Annotated in this window: 15 protein-coding genes; 7 read left to right on the plus strand and 8 right to left on the minus strand. The window is 68.9% G+C overall.

Translation table 11 applies throughout. The annotated features are described in order from the left end of the window. Positions 1-36: 36 nt before the first annotated feature. On the minus strand, positions 37-1119 hold the full coding sequence (locus tag WAF18_RS03615; RefSeq protein ID WP_337243945.1) for an HDOD domain-containing protein: 1083 nt from the start codon (positions 1117-1119) through the stop codon (positions 37-39). Positions 1120-1261: 142 nt separating this feature from the next. Continuing rightward, complete coding sequence (gene ppa / locus WAF18_RS03620) at positions 1262-1795, minus strand: inorganic diphosphatase (RefSeq protein ID WP_183424698.1); 534 nt, start codon at positions 1793-1795, stop codon at positions 1262-1264. 188 nt (positions 1796-1983) lie between these two features. Between ppa and WAF18_RS03625 the strand changes: the two genes are divergently transcribed. Together WAF18_RS03625 and WAF18_RS03630 are read left to right on the plus strand one after the other, a co-directional pair. After that, positions 1984-3546: a M91 family zinc metallopeptidase gene (locus WAF18_RS03625; protein WP_337243914.1), complete on the plus strand. Its 1563-nt coding sequence runs from the start codon at positions 1984-1986 to the stop codon at positions 3544-3546. Positions 3547-3790: 244 nt separating this feature from the next. Continuing rightward, the gene (locus WAF18_RS03630) at positions 3791-4333 is read left to right on the plus strand and encodes a hypothetical protein (RefSeq protein WP_337243915.1); all 543 of its coding nucleotides are present in this window, start codon (positions 3791-3793) and stop codon (positions 4331-4333) included. A gap of 141 nt (positions 4334-4474) precedes the next feature. On the opposite strand, the gene WAF18_RS03635 is transcribed toward WAF18_RS03630, so the two are convergent. Together WAF18_RS03635 and WAF18_RS03640 are read right to left on the minus strand one after the other, a co-directional pair. Then, complete coding sequence (locus WAF18_RS03635; protein WP_337243916.1) at positions 4475-6526, minus strand: sodium-translocating pyrophosphatase; 2052 nt, start codon at positions 6524-6526, stop codon at positions 4475-4477. 101 nt (positions 6527-6627) lie between these two features. After that, positions 6628-7455 (minus strand): ATP-binding cassette domain-containing protein, encoded by an 828-nt coding sequence (locus tag WAF18_RS03640; RefSeq protein WP_337243917.1) that lies wholly within the window; start codon positions 7453-7455, stop codon positions 6628-6630. Positions 7456-7573: 118 nt separating this feature from the next. Between WAF18_RS03640 and WAF18_RS03645 the strand changes: the two genes are divergently transcribed. Both WAF18_RS03645 and WAF18_RS03650 read left to right on the plus strand, forming a co-directional pair. Continuing rightward, positions 7574-8782 carry a fatty acid desaturase gene (locus tag WAF18_RS03645; protein ID WP_337243918.1) on the plus strand — a complete coding sequence of 403 codons (1209 nt, stop codon included), beginning with the start codon at positions 7574-7576 and terminating at the stop codon, positions 8780-8782. A gap of 13 nt (positions 8783-8795) precedes the next feature. Beyond that, complete coding sequence (locus WAF18_RS03650) at positions 8796-9155, plus strand: EF-hand domain-containing protein (RefSeq protein WP_337243919.1); 360 nt, start codon at positions 8796-8798, stop codon at positions 9153-9155. Positions 9156-9503: 348 nt separating this feature from the next. Here the strand turns inward: WAF18_RS03650 and WAF18_RS03655 are convergent, their stop codons facing one another. Both WAF18_RS03655 and WAF18_RS03660 read right to left on the minus strand, forming a co-directional pair. Beyond that, complete coding sequence (locus WAF18_RS03655) at positions 9504-11165, minus strand: MFS transporter (RefSeq protein ID WP_337243920.1); 1662 nt, start codon at positions 11163-11165, stop codon at positions 9504-9506. Between the two features lie 129 nt (positions 11166-11294). Further along, positions 11295-12674, minus strand: a complete 1380-nt coding sequence (locus tag WAF18_RS03660; RefSeq protein ID WP_337243921.1) for a DcaP family trimeric outer membrane transporter — start codon at positions 12672-12674, stop codon at positions 11295-11297. A gap of 249 nt (positions 12675-12923) precedes the next feature. Here WAF18_RS03660 and acs point away from each other — a divergent pair, with 249 nt between their 5' ends. Together acs and WAF18_RS03670 are read left to right on the plus strand one after the other, a co-directional pair. Further along, positions 12924-14882: an acetate--CoA ligase gene (gene acs, locus WAF18_RS03665; RefSeq protein ID WP_337243922.1), complete on the plus strand. Its 1959-nt coding sequence runs from the start codon at positions 12924-12926 to the stop codon at positions 14880-14882. A 9-nt stretch (positions 14883-14891) separates the two neighbouring features. Continuing rightward, positions 14892-15557, plus strand: coding sequence for a response regulator transcription factor (locus WAF18_RS03670; RefSeq protein ID WP_337243923.1), 666 nt, complete (start codon positions 14892-14894; stop codon positions 15555-15557). Positions 15558-15913: 356 nt separating this feature from the next. On the opposite strand, the gene WAF18_RS03675 is transcribed toward WAF18_RS03670, so the two are convergent. Next, positions 15914-17230, minus strand: a complete 1317-nt coding sequence (locus WAF18_RS03675) for an amidohydrolase family protein (protein WP_337243924.1) — start codon at positions 17228-17230, stop codon at positions 15914-15916. Further along, entirely contained in the window at positions 17227-18600 is a 1374-nt protein-coding gene (locus WAF18_RS03680) for an amidohydrolase (RefSeq protein ID WP_337243925.1), read from the minus strand. The genes WAF18_RS03675 and WAF18_RS03680 overlap by 4 nt, the downstream gene beginning before the upstream one ends. Positions 18601-18775: 175 nt before the next feature. On the opposite strand from WAF18_RS03680, the gene WAF18_RS03685 reads away from it, so the two are divergent. Continuing rightward, positions 18776-19552: an AMP nucleosidase gene (locus WAF18_RS03685; RefSeq protein ID WP_183424685.1), complete on the plus strand. Its 777-nt coding sequence runs from the start codon at positions 18776-18778 to the stop codon at positions 19550-19552. Positions 19553-19860 lie beyond the last annotated feature (308 nt).

Below are 19860 nucleotides of genomic sequence, written 5' to 3' on the forward strand. Positions count from 1 at the left end.
AGGCACCCCGACCGCGGGCCGCCCGAGGGCACTGCATCAGGGCGCCGCGGACGCCCGGGCTGTATCGAGCGCCCACGCGCGCCAATCCTCGAGCCGCTCGAGCACACCGACGCGCGCCAGATAGTCCTCGCGCAGCGGCAGGTCGCCAGCGAGCGAGGTCGCGACATGGACCGCGCCGGCGATCCAGAAGCCGCGTGTGCCGGCACGCGCAGGGTCGCGCTGGAATGCAACGGCCTCGATGATGGGCATCGGCAGGCCCCACAGGCCCAGCAGGTAGGCGCCGGCTTCGATGTGGCCGGGCGCATCGGACGGGACGTCACTGTCTGCGTCCGCCGCATCCGGGCGCGCATCGCGGACACCGGGCAGCAGCAGGCCGATGTCGGCCAGCAGGGCGGCGGTCGCGCCGAGCTCGGCGCTGGATTCGGGGAGCAGTCGGCGTGCGAGCTGTGAGGCGTGCAGGGCGCGCTGCTGCAGTGCGTGGCGGTCCACGTCGATGCGCCCGGGCTGCGCGAAGACCTCGCTGGCGAGCACCAGGTCGCGCATCGTCGACAGTCCCAGGCGGGCCACTGCGGTTCGCAGGTCGGCGATCGTGCGGCCGGCTGCGTAGTAGGCCGAGTTGCACAGCTGCAACACCTTGGCGGCAATCGCCGGATCACGACCGATCAGGCGGGCGATGTCGGCCGCGCCGGTGGCATCTTCGGCCTCCAGGGCATGGGTCAGCGCCAGATAGGTCTGCGGCGGTGGCGGCAGCCGCTCGATGCGGCCGATGCATGTGCGCAGGGCCGGATCGTCGAGCAGGTCGCGCAGTTCCTGGAGGCTGCCGATGGCCTCGAGCAACTGGGCGTCGTCGACCGGAAGGGGCAGGAAGCGGTGGGCGAGCGAGAGCAGGCGGGCCGCCGGCTGAGCGCCGATCAGCGCGACGCGCGAGGTCTCGGGTCGCAGCGTCCGGATCTGGCCGAGCAGCATGGCCGCGGACATGTCGGGCAGCGTCGGTGCCACGACGACGACATCCTGTGGCGATTCGGCGGCCAGCGCCATGGCCGCGCCGCCGTCATCGACATGCGCGATGTCCCAGCGCGCGTCCATGCCGCCGGCCAGTTCGAGCAAACCGATGGGCAGGCCGTCGCCGCCCCCCACGAACAGAATGCGCACGTCTGCCTCTCCCCTGCGAGACGCCGCGCGGGCGCGCGGCGTCGGTGCGTCGGTGCGCCTTGAGTGCGCACCAAGCGGGCGCCGGCGCTCTCGCGGCGCCGGGCGTGGATCAACCGGCCTGCTTGTAGGCTTCGATCGCGTCGACCAGGATCTGCTTGGCCTCGGCGGCATTGCCCCAGCCTTCGACCTTGACCCACTTGCCCTTCTCGAGATCCTTGTAGTGCTCGAAGAAGTGGCCGATGCGCTCGAGCCAGTGCGTGGACACCTTGTCGAGGTCGTCGACGTGGGCATAGCCGGCGAAGATTTTCTCGACCGGTACGGCGAGGATCTTCTCGTCGCTGCCGGCCTCATCGCTCATCTTCAGTACGCCGACCGGGCGGCAACGGATCACCGAGCCGGGCACCAGCGGCAGCGGCAGCACGACGAGCACGTCGGCCGGGTCGCCATCGCCGCAGACGGTCGAGGGCACGTAGCCGTAATTGCACGGATAGCGCATCGGCGTGGACAGGATGCGGTCGACGAAGATCGCGCCGCTTTCCTTGTCGACCTCGTACTTGACCGGCTCGGCGTCCTTCGGGATCTCGATGATGACGTTGATTTCGTGCGGCGGGTTCTTGCCGGTGGAGACGGAGTCCAGGCCCATGCTGCTGCGGTTCCAGTGCGGAAAGTGGGCCGTCATTCTACGCGCAAGGCATGTTGCGGCGCAGCGCGGGCTGGCGGTCCGTTTCGCCTGAAACCGTCACGGGCAGCTTCGTCCTCGGGTACGCCCTAGTACGGGCTCCCCATACGGGGGCGTACATATGGAGGCCTCTTTTCTCACGCAGGCCTGCCATGACCACGTTCGACTCGCTGTCGCCCACGTCTGTTCTGCCTTCAAGCGCCCAGGGCTACTGGGATAATCCGCTGGCCCCGACCCCGCACCGACACGACGGTCCGGCGACCGAAGTGGGGCACGGCCCGGTCGACGGGCTCGCCGACGGCGGCCCGCAGGTCAGCACGCGTGACCAGCCGCAGCGGGCGGCCGGCGGCGCGGTCGAGATCGACGGCACCGCCACCAATCCCGGAGAGCAGACGACCGGCAGCACGCCCGACGGCAAGCCGATCCAGATCGATCCGCTGCACAAGGATGGGCAGGTGGAGATCGCCCGGGAGCGCACCGTCGCCCAGGGCTATGTCAGCCGCGACCAGGTCGTGTTCACCACCGGCAGCGGCAACGACGATGTCGGCGTCAGCCAGCGCGACGACGGCACACTGGATGTCACCGTCAATGGCGAAAGCTACGAGGTACGCCTGGGTGAGGGCCAGGAGCTGACGCTGCGCACCGGTGAGGGCAACGACACGATCAAGGTCGCGCCGAACGTCGACGTCAACATCGTCGTCGATGCCGGTCAGGGTGACAACGAGGTGCTGGTCGAAGGCAACGGCGACAACCGCATCAGCAGCGGCAACGGCGACGACCTGATTCGGGTGACCGGCAGCGGCCGCAACGACATCCACACCACCGGCGGCAACAACGAGATCCATGGCGGCAGCGGGGTCAATGTGATCTACGGCGGCGATGGCAACGACACCATCCACGCCGGTGCGGGCACCAACTACATCGAGGGCGGCCGTGGCGACGACGTGATCCATGGCGGCGGCGAGTTCGACATTATTTCGGCCGGTCGCGGGGACGATACGGTTCATGTCGGCGAGGGGCGCACCACGGTGTACGCAGGTGACGGTCAGGACACGATCGAGGGCGCGCATGCGCAGACGAAGGTGTACGCGGAGGTCTCCGACCTCGTGAACGCCGCGACCGGCGCCAAGCCGACCGTGGTCAATGTCGAAATCGACAACAGCGTCGGCGACCGCGGCATTGCGGTGAAGGGCTCGGATGCGTTCGTGCAGCGCATGCAGTCGGAACTGGACTTCCTGCGGGCCTCGCCCAATGGCCAGCAGATGCTCGCCGAGTTCGACAAGGCGGCCGAAGCCAAGGGCAACACTGTGACCATCCAGGAGCTGTCCAACGAGGACAATGGCTACGCACAGACCTTCAGCAATGACGCCGACATCGTCAACGGGCGCCCGGGGGCCGGCGGGGACGTGACCATCAGCTACAACCCGTCCTTCCACATGGACGCTTTCCCGGCGCCGTCGGTGGTGCTCTACCACGAGATGTCGCATGCCTATAACGGCGTCAACGGTACCTTCCTGCCGGGGACCTACCGCGGCGAAGGCCCTGACAGCGGCCAGGTGCCCAACGCAGAGCGTCAGGCCGTGGGCCTGGAGACCAGCGCCCAGCCCTACGATTTCGATGGCACTGGCGCGATCACCCATAATCCGATCCATCTGACCGAGAATGGCATCCGTCGCGAGTTGGGCCTGCCAGATCGGCCGAGCTACGCGCTCTGACCGACCGCGCTGCGATGTAGCCCGGTGATGTGGGCACCGAAGGCGGCGCATGCGCCGCCTTTCGTGTGATAACGGGTGCGCGCCTCGAGTTGGTGAGACCGCGCGCATTGTGCGCGCCGCACTCACTGTCTTCGCCGCATGCTGGGCTCGGCCGCACATCGTCCGCGGTGCATGGCGCCGCGGCGCTGCTGCCGCGAGTGCTCGCGCTGTGTTCCGCTGCCGCTTCCCGATATCGAGGCCTTCCATGACGCTGACCGATACTGCCCGCGCCCATGTTGACGCCGACGGCGTCGTGCTCGAAGCCGTGTTTTCCGTGACGACGCGCGGTGCGCTCGAGGTCCGCTATCGACTGCGCAATGTCGGCAGCGTCGCGCTCGCGGTGTTCGACCGGGGCGACCGCCATGCGGTGCTGACCGGGCGCCAGAGGCAGGGCGCAACCGGCATGCCTTACCTGCGCGACGAAGGCGACGGTCGGGTCACGCTCTCGCACGTCGCGCAGTCGCTGCCCACGCCGGCACCAACCGTGCCGCCCACACCGCTGGCACGTCGTGTCGAGCCGGGCGGTGAACTGGTCGGGGAGTTCGCGTTCTCGCAGTGGCTGGGCGATGCGCCGGCCGCGGTGCGCTGGTGTCTCGGCGTCGCCCCGGCCAACGCCGCACGACTGCTCGCACCCGAGCCGGGCGACGACGGCGAGGTCTGGCGGGCCGACTTCGCGTTCGCCGATGCCCAGCGGTTGTTGTGCACGCCGTGGTTCGATCTCGCGCAGGGCGTGTTCCTGCGCGATTGACTGCGGCCGAGGTCGGTTGCACGCGTAGCACCGCGATAGGCGCTGCGCCCGATCCATGCAGCGACAGCGCCGTCCGTCCGGTCGGCGCTGTGCCAAGACGCGGCGACCGTGACGCCGCGTCGCGTCGATGCCGCCGCTCGCCTAGAGCAACGGCACCAGCAGCAGCGCGACGATGTTGATGATCTTGATGAGCGGATTGATCGCGGGGCCGGCGGTATCCTTGTAAGGATCGCCGACTGTGTCGCCTGTGACCGCAGCCTTGTGCGCCTCGCTGCCCTTGCCGCCGAAGTGACCATCTTCGATGTGCTTCTTGGCGTTGTCCCAGGCACCGCCGCCGGTGGTCATCGAGATCGCGACGAACAGGCCAGTGACGATCGTGCCGATCAGCAGGCCACCGAGCGCGCGGATGCCCGCGCCGGGGCCCATCAGCACATTCATCCCCAATGCCACGACGACGGGCACCAACACCGGCAGCAGGGACGGCACGATCATCTCCTTGATCGCCGAGCGGGTGAGCATGTCGACCGCGCGGTCGTATTGCGGCTTGCCGGTGCCTGCCATGATCCCGGGGATCTCGCGGAACTGGCGGCGCACTTCTTCGACGACGGCGCCGGCCGCGCGGCCGACTGCCTCCATCGCCATCGCGCCGAACAGGTAGGGGATCAGGCCGCCGACGAACAGGCCGATGATCACCGCCGGGTCGGCGAGGTCGAAGCGGAATTCGACCCCCGGATACTTCGCTTCCAGGTTGTGGGTGAAATCGGCGAACAGCACCAGCGCCGCCAGCGCGGCCGAGCCGATCGCATAGCCCTTGGTCACCGCCTTGGTGGTGTTGCCGACCGCGTCGAGCGGATCGGTGATCTCGCGCACCTCGGGCGGCAGCTCGGCCATCTCGGCGATGCCGCCGGCGTTGTCGGTGATCGGGCCGTAGGCGTCGAGCGCGACGATCATGCCAGCCATCGACAGCATCGCGGTCGCCGCGATCGCGATGCCGTACAGCCCGGCGAACGAGAAGCAGGCCCAGATCGCGAAGCACACCGCCACCACCGGCAGCGCGGTCGACTTCATCGACACCCCGAGGCCGGCGATGATGTTGGTGCCGTGCCCGGTCGTCGATGCCTGCGCGATGTGCTGGACCGGCCCGTACTGGGTGCCGGTGTAGTACTCGGTGATCCAGACGATCGCGCCAGTGAGCAGCAACCCGATCAGCGCGCACCAGTAGAGGTTGCCGGCGCCGTGGGCGTTGCCGGCCATCAGCTGCGTGGTGATCGGCCAGAACAGCACCGCGGCGATCACGCCCGAGACGATCACGCCCTTGTACAGCGCGCCCATGATCGAGCCGCCCGATTGCACGCGGACAAAGAACGTGCCGACGATCGAGGCCAGGATCGAGGCACCGCCCAGCACCAGCGGATAGAGCACGCCATTGGCACCCACTTGGCTGGACATCAGATGGCCCAGCAGCATCGTCGCGATCACAGTGACCGCATAGGTTTCGAACAGGTCGGCGGCCATGCCGGCGCAGTCGCCGACGTTGTCTCCGACGTTATCGGCGATCACCGCCGGGTTGCGCGGATCGTCCTCCGGGATGCCGGCCTCGACCTTGCCCACCAGGTCGGCGCCGACGTCGGCACCCTTGGTGAAGATGCCGCCGCCCAGGCGCGCGAAGATCGAGATCAGCGAACTGCCGAAGGCCAGACCGACCAGCGCGTGCAATGCAGGTTCGCCGGCAATGCCGAAGTGCGGCAGCAGCATCCAGTAGCCGGCCACGCCCAACAGGCCCAGGCCCACCACCAGCATGCCGGTGATCGCGCCACCGCGGAACGCGACGTCCATGGCCGGGCCGATGCCGCGCCGGGCGGCTTCGGCGGTGCGCACGTTGGCACGGACGGAGACATTCATGCCGATATAGCCCGCCGCGCCCGAGAGCACTGCGCCCAGCAGGAAGCCCAGGCCGGTCGACCAGCCCAGGAACAGGCCGATCAGCACGAACAACACCGCGCCGGCGATCGAGATGGTCAGGTACTGGCGGTTGAGGTAGGCGCGCGCGCCTTCCTGGATCGCACCGGCGATCTGTTGCATGCGTTCGTTGCCGGCCGGTTGCCGGTTGATCCAGCCGGCGGAGACCACGCCGTAAAGAATCGCGATGGCCGCGCAGACCAGCGCCAGCCACAGACCGTATTGCTCGAGCATGGACCCCCTCCCGAAAGTGGTGATGCCAGACAGAACAGCGGTGATGCGCGCCGACTATGGCACAGCGCGGGCGCCACGGCATGCCGCGCCGCCGCGAGGCCTCAGCCGCCTTGGACGACCTGCAACGTCGGCGCGCCGGCGGCGTCGCAGCCCAGCCGAAGGGGGGCGCCGAACGTCCGCGACAGCCAGGCGTCGGTCAGCATCGTCTCGCGTGGCCCCTCGGCCAGGATCCGCCCCTCGCGCAGCAGCACCACATGCTCGATCTCGGGCAGCAGTTCCTCGGCGTGGTGGGTCACCAGGACCAGGGTGGTGCCGCCGTGTGCCAGGGTGCGCAAGCGCTCAAGCAACTGCGCGCGGGCGACGACATCGAGTCCGGTCGAGGGCTCGTCGAGCAGCAGCGCTTCGGGCCGATGGACCAGCGCCCGGGCGATGAGGACACGGCGCGCTTCGCCGGCCGACAGCGCCGCGTAGCGGCGCCCGGCCAGATGCGTGGCGGCCATTGCCGCCAACGCGTCGCATGCTGCACTTCGCAGGGCGGCGTCGACGCGCGCGGACGCAACGGGCGCGATGCTGCCGTACGCCGCGGCGACGACGGCGTCCTCCACCCGCAGGGCCGGGAGCGACAGCAGGTCCTGGTGGATGCGCCCGGTGACGATGCCCAGGCGCGCGCGCAGTTGCGTCACATCGCCTAACCGGGCGCCGAACACACGCACCGGCGGCGTGCCGTCTGCATGCGCCAGTGGGTGCAGTTCGCGCGTGAGCAGTTGCACCAGCGTGGACTTGCCGCAGCCGTTGGCGCCGAGAATCGCAGTGTGCCGGCCGGCCGGAATCCGCAGCCGCAGCGCATGCAGCACGGTGCGGCCGTCGCGGACCACGGTGGCGTCGTGCAGGTCCAGCAGCGGAGGCGTCTGGGCAGCGGGCGTGTTCATGTCGCGCGCAGTGTGACAGGCCTGAACGCCGCCGCTCTCCATACGGGCGGGCAGGGATGGCAATCGTCGCAGGTCCGTCCCATCATGGGATGTACACCCGAACCCGTTGTCTCTCGCCATGTCCGTCTCGTTGTTCGACCTGTTGTCCGGTGGCTTGTTGCAGTGGGGGTGGGGTGCGATGCTGCTGTACCTGCTGGCTGCCACCCAGCTCACGATCTTCGCCGTCACTCTGTACCTGCATCGCAGCCAGGCGCATCGCGGCGTGGATTTCCACCCGGCCATCGCGCACGTCTTCCGCTTCTGGACCTGGTTGACGACGTCGATGATCACCCGCGAATGGGTCGCGATCCACCGCAAACACCACGCCAAGTGCGAAACCGAGGACGACCCGCACAGCCCGATGCACAAGGGCATCGGCAACGTCTTCTGGCGCGGCGTGGAGTTGTATCGCGAGGCACGTGCGCAGCGTGCGGATATCGAGCAGTACGGCAAGGGCACGCCCAACGACTGGATCGAGCGCCGCCTCTACACCCCGCACGCGAACATGGGGCCGACGGTGCTGCTGCTGGTGAGCATTGTGCTGTTCGGCTTCAAGGGCGTCGCGGTCTGGGCGATCCAGATGGCGTGGATCCCGTTCTGGGCCGCCGGCGTGGTCAACGGCCTGGGTCACTGGTGGGGCTACCGCAACTTCGAGACCACTGACACCGCGACCAATTTGACGCCGTGGGGCGTGTGGATCGGCGGTGAGGAACTGCACAACAACCATCACGCGTTTCCGAGCTCGGCGAAGTTCGCGCTCCGGCGCTGGGAATTCGACATCGGCTGGGCGGTGATCAAGGGCCTGGAGACGCTGCGCCTGGCCCGGGTGCTGCGTGTCGCGCCGTCGCTCGACCTGCGTCCGAACATCCACGCGCCCGATACCGACACGCTCAAGGCGTTGCTTGCGCACCGCTTCCAGGCGATGACCGACTACCAGCGCAACGTGCTGGGCCCGGCGCTGCGCGAGGAAGCGCAAGCGGCCGGCGCCAAGTTGCGCGCGCTGCTGCCGCGCAAGCTGCGCCGGGGCCTGGTCGACGATGGTCGTTGGCTCGCGCCCGATGCGCGCGCGCAGCTGCAGGCCTGGATCGCGCAACGGCCGCGCATCCGGACTCTCGTCGAGTACCGTGCGCGCCTGGCGGCATTGCTGGAGGCACGCACGCACAATGCCGGCGAAGCGCTGCAGCACCTGCAGGCCTGGTGCCGCGAGGCCGAGGCCAGCGGCATCCGCGCGCTGCAGGACTACGCGGCCCGGCTCAAGGGCTACTCGCTGCAAAGCGCGCGCGGCTGAGCCGGCCTCCGGAATGAGGCGTTCACCAGGGCCGCGCGCTGCGCAACTGGGCATCGCTTTGGCCTGCGGCGCCTTCGCCGCGGCCGCGGGCGCCCAGGTCGCGCGCACCGCCGAGTATCTGGAACGGATGGATATCGACGGCGACGGACGCGTGTCGCTCGCCGAGTATCAGGCGTGGATGGGCTACGCCTTCGACCGCATGGATCGTAACGGCGACGGCGTGCTGTCGGCCGACGAGTTGCCCGGCGGCCAGGGCCGCCCGATCACCCGCGCCGAGCATCTGGCGCGCCTGGCCGCGACCTTCAATCGCCAGGATCGCAATCGCGACGGCTATCTCGACGCTCGGGAACTGGCGGCGCCACCGCAGCGCTGACCGCTCCGCTGTCCGGGCATGTGCGCGAGGCGGGGCCAGGTCGCGCAGTCCAGGATCGCGCCGGTCGCATGCGTGCGCGCCGCCGCTCGGGCCCATCGGCTTCGCTCGACATGAGACAGCGCAGTGTCGTGTGCTCTGCCGGGCGACGCGCGCGCACGCACCGCGAACGCGACGCAGCAACGCATGACGCACGGCGCAATGGGTCCGCCGGCTGCGTGCGAATGCGTGGCCGTCGAGGCTGCCCCGCGCTCCGGGCACGGCCGCTCGACGTCCTGAAACGACGAACGCCGGCCCAAGGGCCGGCGTCCGGGTCTTGCGTGGCGGGTTCTGGGTCCCGCCGATGGTGCCTTACTTGGTGATGTCGACGTTGCGCGTCTCACGCAGGAAGAACGTCCCGATCACCAGGGTCATGATCGCGATGCCGATCGGATACCACAGGCCGTAGTAGATGTTGCCCGTGCCGGCCACCAGCGCGAACGAGATCGCGGGCAGGAAGCCGCCGAACCAGCCGTTGCCGATGTGGTAGGGCAGCGACATCGAGGTGTAGCGGATCCGGGTGGGGAACAGCTCGACCAGGTAGGCCGCGATCGGGCCGTAGACCATCGTGACGTAGAGCACCAGGATCCACAGCAGCAGAATCGTCATCGGCACGTTGATGCGCTCGGTGGCGGCCTTCTCGGGGTAACCGGCCTGGGTCAGCGCCGCCTTCAGCGCGCCGCCGAACTCGCCCTGCTGCGCCTTGAGCGCATCGCCTGCCAGCCCCTCGGCCTCATAGGAGGTGACGACGGTCTGACCGACATGCACCTGGGCCAACGAGCCGACCGGGGCCGGATCGACGCTGTAGGGCACACCGGCGCGGGTCAGCGCGGCGGTCGCGACATCGCACGAGCTGGTGAATTTGCGGATGCCCACCGGATCGAACTGGAAGCTGCAGGTCTTGGGATCGGCGACCACGACGGCCGGCGAGTTGGTGCTGGCTTCCTCGATCGCCGGATTGGCGTAGTGGGTGATGCCCTTGAAGATCGGGATGTAGGTGATCGCGGCGATCAGGCAGCCGGCCATGATGATCTTCTTGCGACCGATCCGATCCGACAGCCAGCCGAAGAACAGGAAGAACGGCGTGGCCAGCAGCAGCGCCGCGGCGATCAGCAGGTAGGAGACCGTGAGGTCCACCTTGAGCATGCTCTGCAGGTAGAACAGCGCGTAGAACTGACCCGCGTACCAGACCACGGCCTGGCCAGCGGTCGCACCGAACAGCACCAGCAGCATCAGCTTCAGGTTGCCGCCCCTGAGCGAGTCGCGGAAGGGCATCTTCGAGCCCTTGCCCTGCGCCTTCATTTCCTGGAACAGCGGCGACTCCGACAGTTGCAGGCGGATCCACACCGAGATGCCCAGCAGCACAATCGAGCCCAGGAACGGAATGCGCCAGCCCCAGTCCTCGAACGCCTCGACGCCGAGGATCCAGCGGCAACCCAGGATCACCGCCAGCGACAGGAACAGGCCCAGGGTCGCGGTGGTCTGGATGAAGCTGGTGTACAGCCCGCGCTTGCCGGCCGGGGCATGCTCGGCGACGTAGGTCGCCGCGCCGCCGTACTCGCCGCCCATCGCCAGGCCCTGGGCCAGGCGCAGCACGATCAGGATCACCGGAGCGGCGACGCCGATCGAGGCGTAGCTGGGCAGCACGCCCACCAGGAACGTGGAGATGCCCATGATCAGGATCGTGACCAGGAACGTGTACTTGCGCCCGATGCGATCGCCGAGGCTGCCGAAGAACGCGGCGCCGAACGGCCGGACGAAGAAGCCCGCGGCGAACGCCAACAGCGTGAAGATCATGCCGGTGGTTTCATTGACGCCGCTGAAAAACTGCCGCGAGATGATGATCGCGAGCGACCCGTAGAGATAGAAGTCGTACCACTCGAAAACGGTGCCGAGGCTGGATGCGAAGATGACCTTCTTGTGGCCCTTCGTCAGCTGGCCCTTGGGCGCTGCGTTGGCGGTCGTGCTGGACATGGGAAGCTTCCCCTCCGAAGCGTGCGTGGGATGGACGGCCCCGGCGGGATGCCGGTGGTCCGGTCGTGCGTGCGGCAGGCGCGCGAGCGCAGTCCGGCGCGGTCGATGCGGCGACCGCGCCGGGATGGATCAGAACGAGTAGCGGGCCATCGTGTGCAGGCGCATCAGCTCGCCGTCGACGCCGGACTCGAGCGTGCGTTCGCCCCAGATCGCCTCGACGCCGAAGTCGAGCTTGGGCACCGGCGACCAGATCACGTTGGCATGCACCGAGTGCACCTTGCGGGTCACGCCCAGGCCCGTCCAGGCGGTGTCGTTGTCCCACTGCGAGCGGGCGTAGTACAGGTTGCCGCGCACCGATGGACTGAACACCTGGCGCACGCCGAAGTAGCCGGCCCAGCCGCCGAGCGCGTCGAGGTTGCCGGCGGCGTCGACCATCGCGTCCTGCTGGATCGTCGCCAGGCCGATGTAGCGACCGATGCCCTCGCCGCCGCTGACCTGGTAGCGGATGTCGGTGCTGTCGCCCAGCTTGACCAGGCCGCTGACGGTCGCGCCGAAGCCGGTGTCGGTGCTGTCCAGGCCCGGCGCGGGCTCGTACTTGAGCTGGCGCGCCATGCCGGCGACGCTGACGTGGCCCCAGTCGGCCTTGTGGGTGTAGCGCGCGATGACGTCGGGGATCGCGCTGTTGTCGCCGGCGATGATGCGCGCCGCGCCCCCGAAGGGCTGCACCGTGGTCTCCGGGCTTTCGATCGACACCGTCCACGGGCCGCTGGTGTAGCGGACCTGCGGCTGACGCACGAACACGACCGCATCGGTCGGGCCGACGAAGTCCACCGCGTCGATCAACGCGTTGGTGTCCATGAAGTTCGACCAGGTCTGGCCGACCAGCCAGTTGTTGTAGGTCAGGTAGGCGTGGCGCAGCGTGGCGCCGTAGGTGTTGGTCGCCGCCGAGTTGCCGAGCGTGCCGCCGAAGAAGTCCATCTCTACGCGCGCGCCGAGTTTGTCGCCCGAGTCGAGCACGGTGCTGGCGTCGAACCACAGCCGCGAGAACTTCGCGTGCGCGTCCATGTAGGTGTCCGGGCCTTCGCCGCCGACCGGGATCGCGCCGGGCACGTAGAAGTCGCGGCCGGCGGTGCCCTTGGCGATGTCGCCGTCGGTGGTCTTGGTAGCCATGCCGTCGATGCGGATCATGCCGCCGACGGTGAACTTGGTGCCCGGATTGGCCTGCGGGGTGATCGTGGTGGCCTGGATCGGCTGGCTGCCTGCCGGGACCGGTGCCGCGGCGACCGCCGGCACGGCCGCCTGGGCGGTGCGCACTTCCTGCACCTGCGCGGCGGTCTGCTGCTGTTGCCCGAGCAGTGCCTGCACCTGCGATTCGAGTTGCGCGATCCGCGCCTCGAGCTCGCGCTCCTTGGCGGTCTGCGCGAATGCGGCGCCCGGCAATGCGAGCGCAACGAGCACGGCGGCCGTGAGCAGGCGCGGCCTGGCCTGCGCGGCAATGGTCTGTGTCATGTCCCCTCCCAAGGGATGCGTGAGCCTGAGCCTGGTCGAACCGGCGCCCGGTCCTTTGTGCAGACTGCATGGCGGCGCGCCCGGCGCCCATTCGCCATTGGTCGAAGTGCGGACGCCTGCAGCGGGCCCGGCACGCGGCGCGCCGGCGAGCGGACGCACCGAGCCCGCGGGCTAGACCAAGGTCCTAGCGTCTCGGGCCGGCGGATGCGGCACACTGGCGTGACGCGCAACAAGGGGAAGAGGTCCCGCATGTCCAGTCCCGCAGAACGTCATCCGGTTCCGGCCGGTTTCGCCGGTCCCGACACCATCACCCAGGACGACTACGCGCGCGACTACGCGCGCTCGGTCCAGGACCCCGAGGCCTTCTGGGGCGAGATCGCCCAGCGGCTGGACTGGTACCGGCCGCCGACCCGGATCCGCGACGTCAGCTACGACCTGTCCGACTTCCGCATCCGCTGGTTCGACGACGGCGAGCTCAATGTCAGTGTCAATTGCCTGGACCGCCATCTGGCGCGCAACGGCGACAAGACCGCCTTGATCTGGGAGCCCGACGGTCCCGACACCGAGGCGCGCCACATCAGCTATCGCGAACTGCACGCCCGCGTGTGCCGGCTGGCCAATGCGCTGCGCAACCTTGGCGTCGCCAAGGGCGACCGGGTTACGATCTACTTGCCGATGATCGTCGAGGCGGCGGTGGCGATGCTCGCCTGTGCACGCATCGGCGCAGTGCACTCGGTGGTCTTCGGCGGCTTTTCGCCCAATTCGATCGCCGACCGCGTCGGCGACTGCGGCAGCAAACTGATCATCACCGCCGACGAGGGCATGCGCGGTGGCAAGCGCGTGCCGCTGAAGGCGAATGTCGACGCCGCACTCAAGCTGCCCGGCGCGCAGAGCGTGGAAACCGTGCTCGTGGTGCGCCACACCGGTGGCGCAGTCGACATGCAGATGCCGCGCGACCGCTGGTACGACGCCGTCGTCGATGGGCAGCCCGATACCTGCGAGCCAGAGCGCATGAACGCGGAGGACCCGCTGTTCATCCTCTACACCTCCGGCTCGACCGGCAAGCCCAAGGGCGTGCTGCACACCACCGCCGGCTATCTGTTGTTCGCCAGCTACACCCACGCCTCGGTGTTCGACCTGCGCGACGACGACATTTACTGGTGCACCGCCGACGTGGGCTGGGTGACCGGCCACAGCTACATCGTCTATGGCCCGCTGGCCAACGCGGCGACTTCGCTGGTGTTCGAGGGCGTGCCGAACTACCCGAGCGTGTCTCGCTTCTGGGAAGTGATCGACAAGCACCAGGTCACGATCTTCTACACCGCGCCGACCGCGATCCGCGCGCTGATGCGCGAAGGCGAAGCGCCGGTCAAGAAGACCTCGCGCGCAAGCCTGCGCCTGCTGGGCAGCGTCGGCGAGCCGATCAATCCCGAGGCCTGGCGCTGGTACTCCGATGTCGTCGGCGATGGCCGCTGCCCGATCGTCGACACCTGGTGGCAGACCGAGACCGGCGGCATCCTGATCTCGCCGCTGCCCGGCGCGATCGAGGCCAAGCCGGGCTCGGCGACCAAGCCATTCTTCGGCGTACAGCCGGCGCTGGTCGATGCCAACGGCACGATCCTTGAGGGCGCCGCCGAAGGCAATCTCGTGATCACCGACTCGTGGCCGGGGCAGATGCGCAGCGTCTACGGCGACCACCAGCGCTTCATCGACACCTACTTCAAGGCCTATCCGGGGATGTACTTCACCGGCGACGGCTGCCGGCGCGACGAGGACGGCTATTACTGGATCACTGGCCGCGTCGACGACGTCATCAACGTGTCCGGCCACCGCATCGGCACCGCGGAACTGGAAAGCGCGCTGGTGCTCCATCCCAAGGTCGCCGAGGCCGCGGTCGTCGGCTTCCCGCACGACATCAAGGGGCAAGGCATCTACGCCTACGTCACCCTCAAGGCCGGCGAGGAGTACACCGAGGAACTGCGCAAGGAACTGGTCGCGCATGTCCGCCGCGAGATCGGGCCGACCGCGACCCCGGACCACATCCAGTGGGCCCCGGGCCTGCCCAAGACCCGCTCGGGCAAGATCATGCGCCGCATCCTGCGCAAGATCGCCGAGAACGCCCCCGACCAGCTCGGCGACACCAGCACCCTGGCCGACCCCTCGGTCGTCGATGCGCTGGTCAAGGAACGGTACGTCCCCAACGCCTGACCTCGCCCGATGACGACCCTGCTGATCGCCGACGACCACCCGCTGTTCCGCGAGGCCTTGCGCGGGGCGATCGCGCGTGCGGTGCCCGATGCCCGTTTGCGCGAGGCGCACAACGTCGAGGCGCTGTACGCGATGGTCGAGGCCGAGCCCGACGCCGATCTGTTGATGCTCGACCTCAACATGCCTGGCGCCCAGGGATTCAGCGCGCTGGTGCACCTGCGCGCGCAGTTCCCCCAGTTGCCGGTGCTGATGGTGTCGGCGCGCGAGGAGCCGGCGGTGATGCGCCGGGCGCTCGACCACGGCGCCGCCGGCTTCGTCCCGAAGTCGGCCGATGCCGAAACGCTGGGGCGCGCGGTCGCGCAGGTCCTCGACGGCGACCGATTCGTCCCCGAGGCCGCAGTCTCGGCGCCGGCGGTCTCGGCCGGCGAGCACGATGTCGCCGCGCGGCTGCGCGACCTCACCCCGCAACAGTTCCGGGTGCTGCAGATGCTCGGCGACGGCATGCTCAACAAGCAGATTGCCTATGAGCTCGGCGTCTCCGAGGCCACGGTCAAGGCGCACATGACCGCGGTGCTGCGCAAGCTCGGCGCCTCCAATCGCACCCAGGCGGTGCTGATCGCCGGCAAGCTCGCCGTCGACCCCGACATCGACGGCATCCCGCCCGACGCCCGATAAGCCGCGCGCCTGCTGCCCCCTTCCCCCCGCTTGCAGGGGAAGGCCGGCATCCGTGCAACAAGCTGCGGCGCTTGCAACTTCCTTCCCCCGCTTGCGGGAAGGCCGGCATCTGCGCAACAAGCCGCGGCGCTTACAACCTCCTTCCCCCGCCTGCGGGAGGAAGGCCAGCATCCGTGCGACAAGCGCGGAGCTTGCAACCTCCTTCCCCCGCTTGCGGGGGAAGGCCGGGATGGGGGCAAACGCTCCGATCGCGCGTAGATCGGTTTCCCAGCAGACCGTGGTCCTTGGGCCACAGTCCGCTAAGGCTGAAGGTCTCCCCCTCACGCACCTCGCCGCATGCGCGGGGCGCAGAGCCCTCAGCGGTGCCGGTACGCCCGCGGCAGGCCGCCTTCGCTGGCAGGTGTTGCCGGCGGCAAGTAGCGGTCGCGCAATTCGGTCTGACGCGAGCGCATCTCGATCGCGCGGCCGCCGAACCACACCTGGTCCGCGGTGTAGGCGACGTCCAACGGGTCGCCCGACCACAGCACCAGATCCGCGGTGCGTCCGACCGCGATCGTGCCGATCGCCGCATCGACGCCGAAGGTCTCGGCCGGCACGCGTGTGAGCCCGGCCAGGCCGGCTTCCCACGGCAGCCCGTGGGCAACCGCATTGCCGGCAAGCTGGCGCAGCTTACGGGCGTTGTGCGAGGCATCGCTGGCCTGCGCGAAGCCGACACGCACGCCGGCCGCATGCAGGCGTGCGGCGTTCTCGAGCGTGGCCCCGATCTGGTCGAAGTCCGACGGCAGATTGACCAGCGGATCGACGAACACCGGCACGCCGGCGGCCGCGAGCTCGGGTGCCAGCTTCCAGGCCTCGGCACCACCGCGGATCGCGATGCGCAGGCCGTGGCGCTTGCTCCAGCGCAACAGTTGGCGGATGTCGGAGGCGCGGTTGACGCCGACGACGATCGTGCCCTGGCCATCCAGGTAGCGCGTCAGTGCGCGCTTGCCGGCCGGCGTCAGCGAGGCGATGTGCGAATCGGCCGGCAGCCGACCGCGTGCCTCGTCGATCAACTGGTCGAGCAGCATCCACTGCGCCGCGCGCGACTGCCCGCTCTGTTCGGCGCCGGCACTGCCCAGCGCCAGGTACAGCACCTTCGGACCAGCAGGATCGACACTGCCGTCCAGGCGCATCGCTGCGCCCTGTCCACCCACGATCGCATTGGCGTTGCCGGCCGACAGCAGCGTGAAGCCGATGCCTTCCACGCGCGCGACCGGGATCACGATCGAGTCGGGATTGAACGCCAGCGTGACGTCGAACTCCGGACGCACGACCATGTCCTCGGCACTGCCGAGCGACAGGCGGTCGTCGCGGGTGCCACGCTCGCCCGACACCTCCTCGATGCCGATCCCGGTCACGCCGCCGAACAATGTCGGTGTTAGTGGGCGGCCGCCGGCTTCGACGACCGGCACGCCGGCTGCAGACAGCCCGGGGCCGACCGCGGCAATGCGGCCGCCGCGCACCAGCACGTCGGCCTCGCGCAGCGTGCCCTGGGTGCCGGCCGTGTGGACCGTCGCCCCGCGGATCAGCACATCCTGCGCGGCGACGGGCAGTGTGGCGGCGATGAGGGCGCCCACGCACAGCAGGCAGGCGATTGCGCGCGAGGCGCGCCGGGTCGAGACCGCGCGGCTCATCGGGCACCTCCAGTGGCGGCTGCGCCCTGGCCGAGCATGAAGTCCGTCACCGGCTGGCGCGTCGGGTCGAACCGGTCGTACACGTGTGCGCCGTCGATCCAGACCTGCTCGGCGAGTGCATAGACACTAAAGGGGTTGCCGTTCCACAGCACCACGTCGCCCATCTTGCCCGGCGCCAGCGTGCCGGTACGCTCGAGCACGCCCAGCGAGCGCGCGGCGTTCTCGGTCAGCCAGCGGATCGCATGCTCGGGTGCGATGTCGAGCCCCGCACGCTGGGCGCTGGCCAGCACCTTCGCCGCCTCCTGGTTGAGGCGCTGGATGCCCTCGTCGGAATCCGAATGCACGATCGCGCAGCCCCCCGGCGCGCGGTCGACGATCGCGATGTTCTCCTGGATGCCGTCGAAGGCCTCCATCTTGAAGCCCCACCAATCGGCCCACAGCGCACCGCACACGCCCTCGGCGGCCAGCCGGTCGGCGATCTTGTAGGCCTCCACGCCGTGGTGGAACGCGGTGATGTGGAAGTCGAATTCATGCGCCAGATCCAGCATCTGCGCCATCTCGTCCGCGCGGTAGCAGTGGATGTGCACCAGAATGTCGCCGTCCATCGCGCCGGCCAGCGTCTCGAGCTTGAGGTCGCGCTTGCCGGGCGAATCGCCGGCGTGCTTGTCGCGGTACTCGGCCGTGTCGATCAGCGCGGCGCGGTAACCGGCGACATTGCCCATGCGCGTGGCCGGACCGCCCTTCTCGCCGTAGACGCGCTTGGGGTTCTCGCCGCAGGCCATCTTCAACCCGTAGGGCGCGCCGGGGAATTTCATGGCCTGCACCGTGGTCGCGGCGACGTTCTTGAGCGTGACGCCGCGCCCGCCGACGAGGTTCGCAGAGCCGGGCAGGATCTGCAGCGTGGTGATGCCACCGGCCAGCGCCGCGCCGAAGCCCGGGTCCTGCGGCCATACCGAATGCTCGGCCCAGACCTGTGCGGTGACTGGCGCAGTCATCTCGTTGCCGTCGCTGTGCGCACGTGCGCCGGGGCTGGGGTACACGCCCAGATGAGAGTGCACGTCGATCAGACCCGGCGTGACCCACTTGCCGGTCCCGTCGACGCGCTGCGCATCGGCCGGCACCTCGAGGTTGCGTCCGACCGCGGCGACACGGCCGTCGCGCAGCAACACATCGGCGCCGTCCAGGCGCTGGCCGTCGCCAATCAGCACCGTGGCGCCGCTGATCAGCACCGGCGCGGCGGCGATCGGCGCATAGGTGCTGGGATAAGGCGTCGACGGAGAAGAGGCGCGGGACGGCGCGCCGGATGAGGCAGTGGTGGCACAGCCGCCCAGCAGGACGGCCGCCAGGGCGGCGGACAACAGACGAGACATCGAAAACTCCCCGAAGCGATGATGAAACAGCCGTCGCGCTCGCGTGCGACCCCCAGAAGCGTCGTCGAGTGTACCCGTGTCGTGGCCGTGCGCACTGCGACCGTGCGCGCAGTTGTGGCGGGCTGCGGCCGACCGGCGCGCGGTGCGAGAATGCCTGCGAAGTAAGGAGAAGACGATGAAAGAAAAAGACCAGATTGTCGGCAACTGGTTGCCGCGCTACACCGGCGTGCCGCTGGACCAGTTCGGCGAGCACGTGCTGCTGACCAACTTCGGCGGTTACCTGCATCACTTCGCGCGCCTGACCGGCGCCGAGGTCGTGGGCCTGGACCGTCCAATGCCAAGCGCCACTGCCGATGGCATCACGATGATCAACTTCGGCATGGGCAGCCCCAATGCGGCGACGATGATGGACCTGCTCTCGGCGGTCATGCCCAAGTCGGTGCTATTCCTGGGCAAGTGCGGCGGCCTCAAGCGCAAGAACCAACTGGGAGACCTGGTGCTGCCGATCGCGGCGATCCGCGGTGAGGGCACCAGCAGCGACTACCTGTTGCCCGAGGTGCCGGCACTGCCGGCGTTTGCGCTGCAACGTGCGGTCTCGACGATGATTCGCGATCTTGGTCACGACTACTGGACCGGCACCGTCTACACCACCAACCGTCGCGTCTGGGAGCACGACGACGCGTTCAAGGAGCGGCTGCGGGCAATGCGCTGCATGGCGATCGACATGGAGACCGCGACCATCTTTGCAGCAGGCTTCGCCAACCGCATTCCGTCCGGCGCGCTGCTGCTGGTCAGCGACCAGCCGATGATTCCCGAAGGCGTCAAGACCGAAGCCTCCGATGCCCGGGTCAGCGCCGACTTCGTCGAGCGCCACATCCAGATCGGCATCGAGGCCTTGAAGCTGATCCGCCGCCACGGCAAGTCGGTCCGGCATCTGCGCTTCGACGAGTGAGGGCATCGCCGAGGAGCCGCCTCCGCGCGGGCGCTTTCCGGAACTAAAGGCCGAGCCGGCGTAAGCCGGTGGCGGAGCAGCGGATCCGCGATCGGAGGAGGTTGGACACAGAGGGCCCTTCGAAGTTGGCCGAGGTTGACTGTGCTCACGCGATCAGGGCGTTCGTCTCCGGGGTGCGCGTCGCACCCCGGTCCGCGGACTGCGCCCGGGTTCGGTCGGACCGCAAAGCGGCTTTCCGCGGGAGAACGGCTTTCGGCTGACGGGCTGCTGCCCATCGCAAGCGGCACTCCGATTCCGGCATTTGAGGA

It is taken from the genome of Luteimonas sp. gir (assembly GCF_037198055.1).
In the GTDB taxonomy this organism is placed as follows: Bacteria; Pseudomonadota; Gammaproteobacteria; order Xanthomonadales; family Xanthomonadaceae; genus Luteimonas; species Luteimonas citri_A.

Coding starts and splice junctions, on each gene's coding strand:
- WAF18_RS03645 (WP_337243918.1), top strand. CDS start 7,574: ATGTCCGTCTCGTTGTTCGACCTGTTGTCCGGTGGCTTGTTGCAGTGG.
- WAF18_RS03675 (WP_337243924.1), bottom strand. CDS start 17,230: ATGAGCCGCGCGGTCTCGACCCGGCGCGCCTCGCGCGCAATCGCCTGC.
- acs (WP_337243922.1), top strand. CDS start 12,924: ATGTCCAGTCCCGCAGAACGTCATCCGGTTCCGGCCGGTTTCGCCGGT.
- WAF18_RS03630 (WP_337243915.1), top strand. CDS start 3,791: ATGACGCTGACCGATACTGCCCGCGCCCATGTTGACGCCGACGGCGTC.
- WAF18_RS03640 (WP_337243917.1), bottom strand. CDS start 7,455: ATGAACACGCCCGCTGCCCAGACGCCTCCGCTGCTGGACCTGCACGAC.
- WAF18_RS03670 (WP_337243923.1), top strand. CDS start 14,892: ATGACGACCCTGCTGATCGCCGACGACCACCCGCTGTTCCGCGAGGCC.
- WAF18_RS03680 (WP_337243925.1), bottom strand. CDS start 18,600: ATGTCTCGTCTGTTGTCCGCCGCCCTGGCGGCCGTCCTGCTGGGCGGC.
- WAF18_RS03655 (WP_337243920.1), bottom strand. CDS start 11,165: ATGTCCAGCACGACCGCCAACGCAGCGCCCAAGGGCCAGCTGACGAAG.
- WAF18_RS03625 (WP_337243914.1), top strand. CDS start 1,984: ATGACCACGTTCGACTCGCTGTCGCCCACGTCTGTTCTGCCTTCAAGC.
- WAF18_RS03685 (WP_183424685.1), top strand. CDS start 18,776: ATGAAAGAAAAAGACCAGATTGTCGGCAACTGGTTGCCGCGCTACACC.
- ppa (WP_183424698.1), bottom strand. CDS start 1,795: ATGGGCCTGGACTCCGTCTCCACCGGCAAGAACCCGCCGCACGAAATC.
- WAF18_RS03660 (WP_337243921.1), bottom strand. CDS start 12,674: ATGACACAGACCATTGCCGCGCAGGCCAGGCCGCGCCTGCTCACGGCC.
- WAF18_RS03650 (WP_337243919.1), top strand. CDS start 8,796: ATGAGGCGTTCACCAGGGCCGCGCGCTGCGCAACTGGGCATCGCTTTG.
- WAF18_RS03635 (WP_337243916.1), bottom strand. CDS start 6,526: ATGCTCGAGCAATACGGTCTGTGGCTGGCGCTGGTCTGCGCGGCCATC.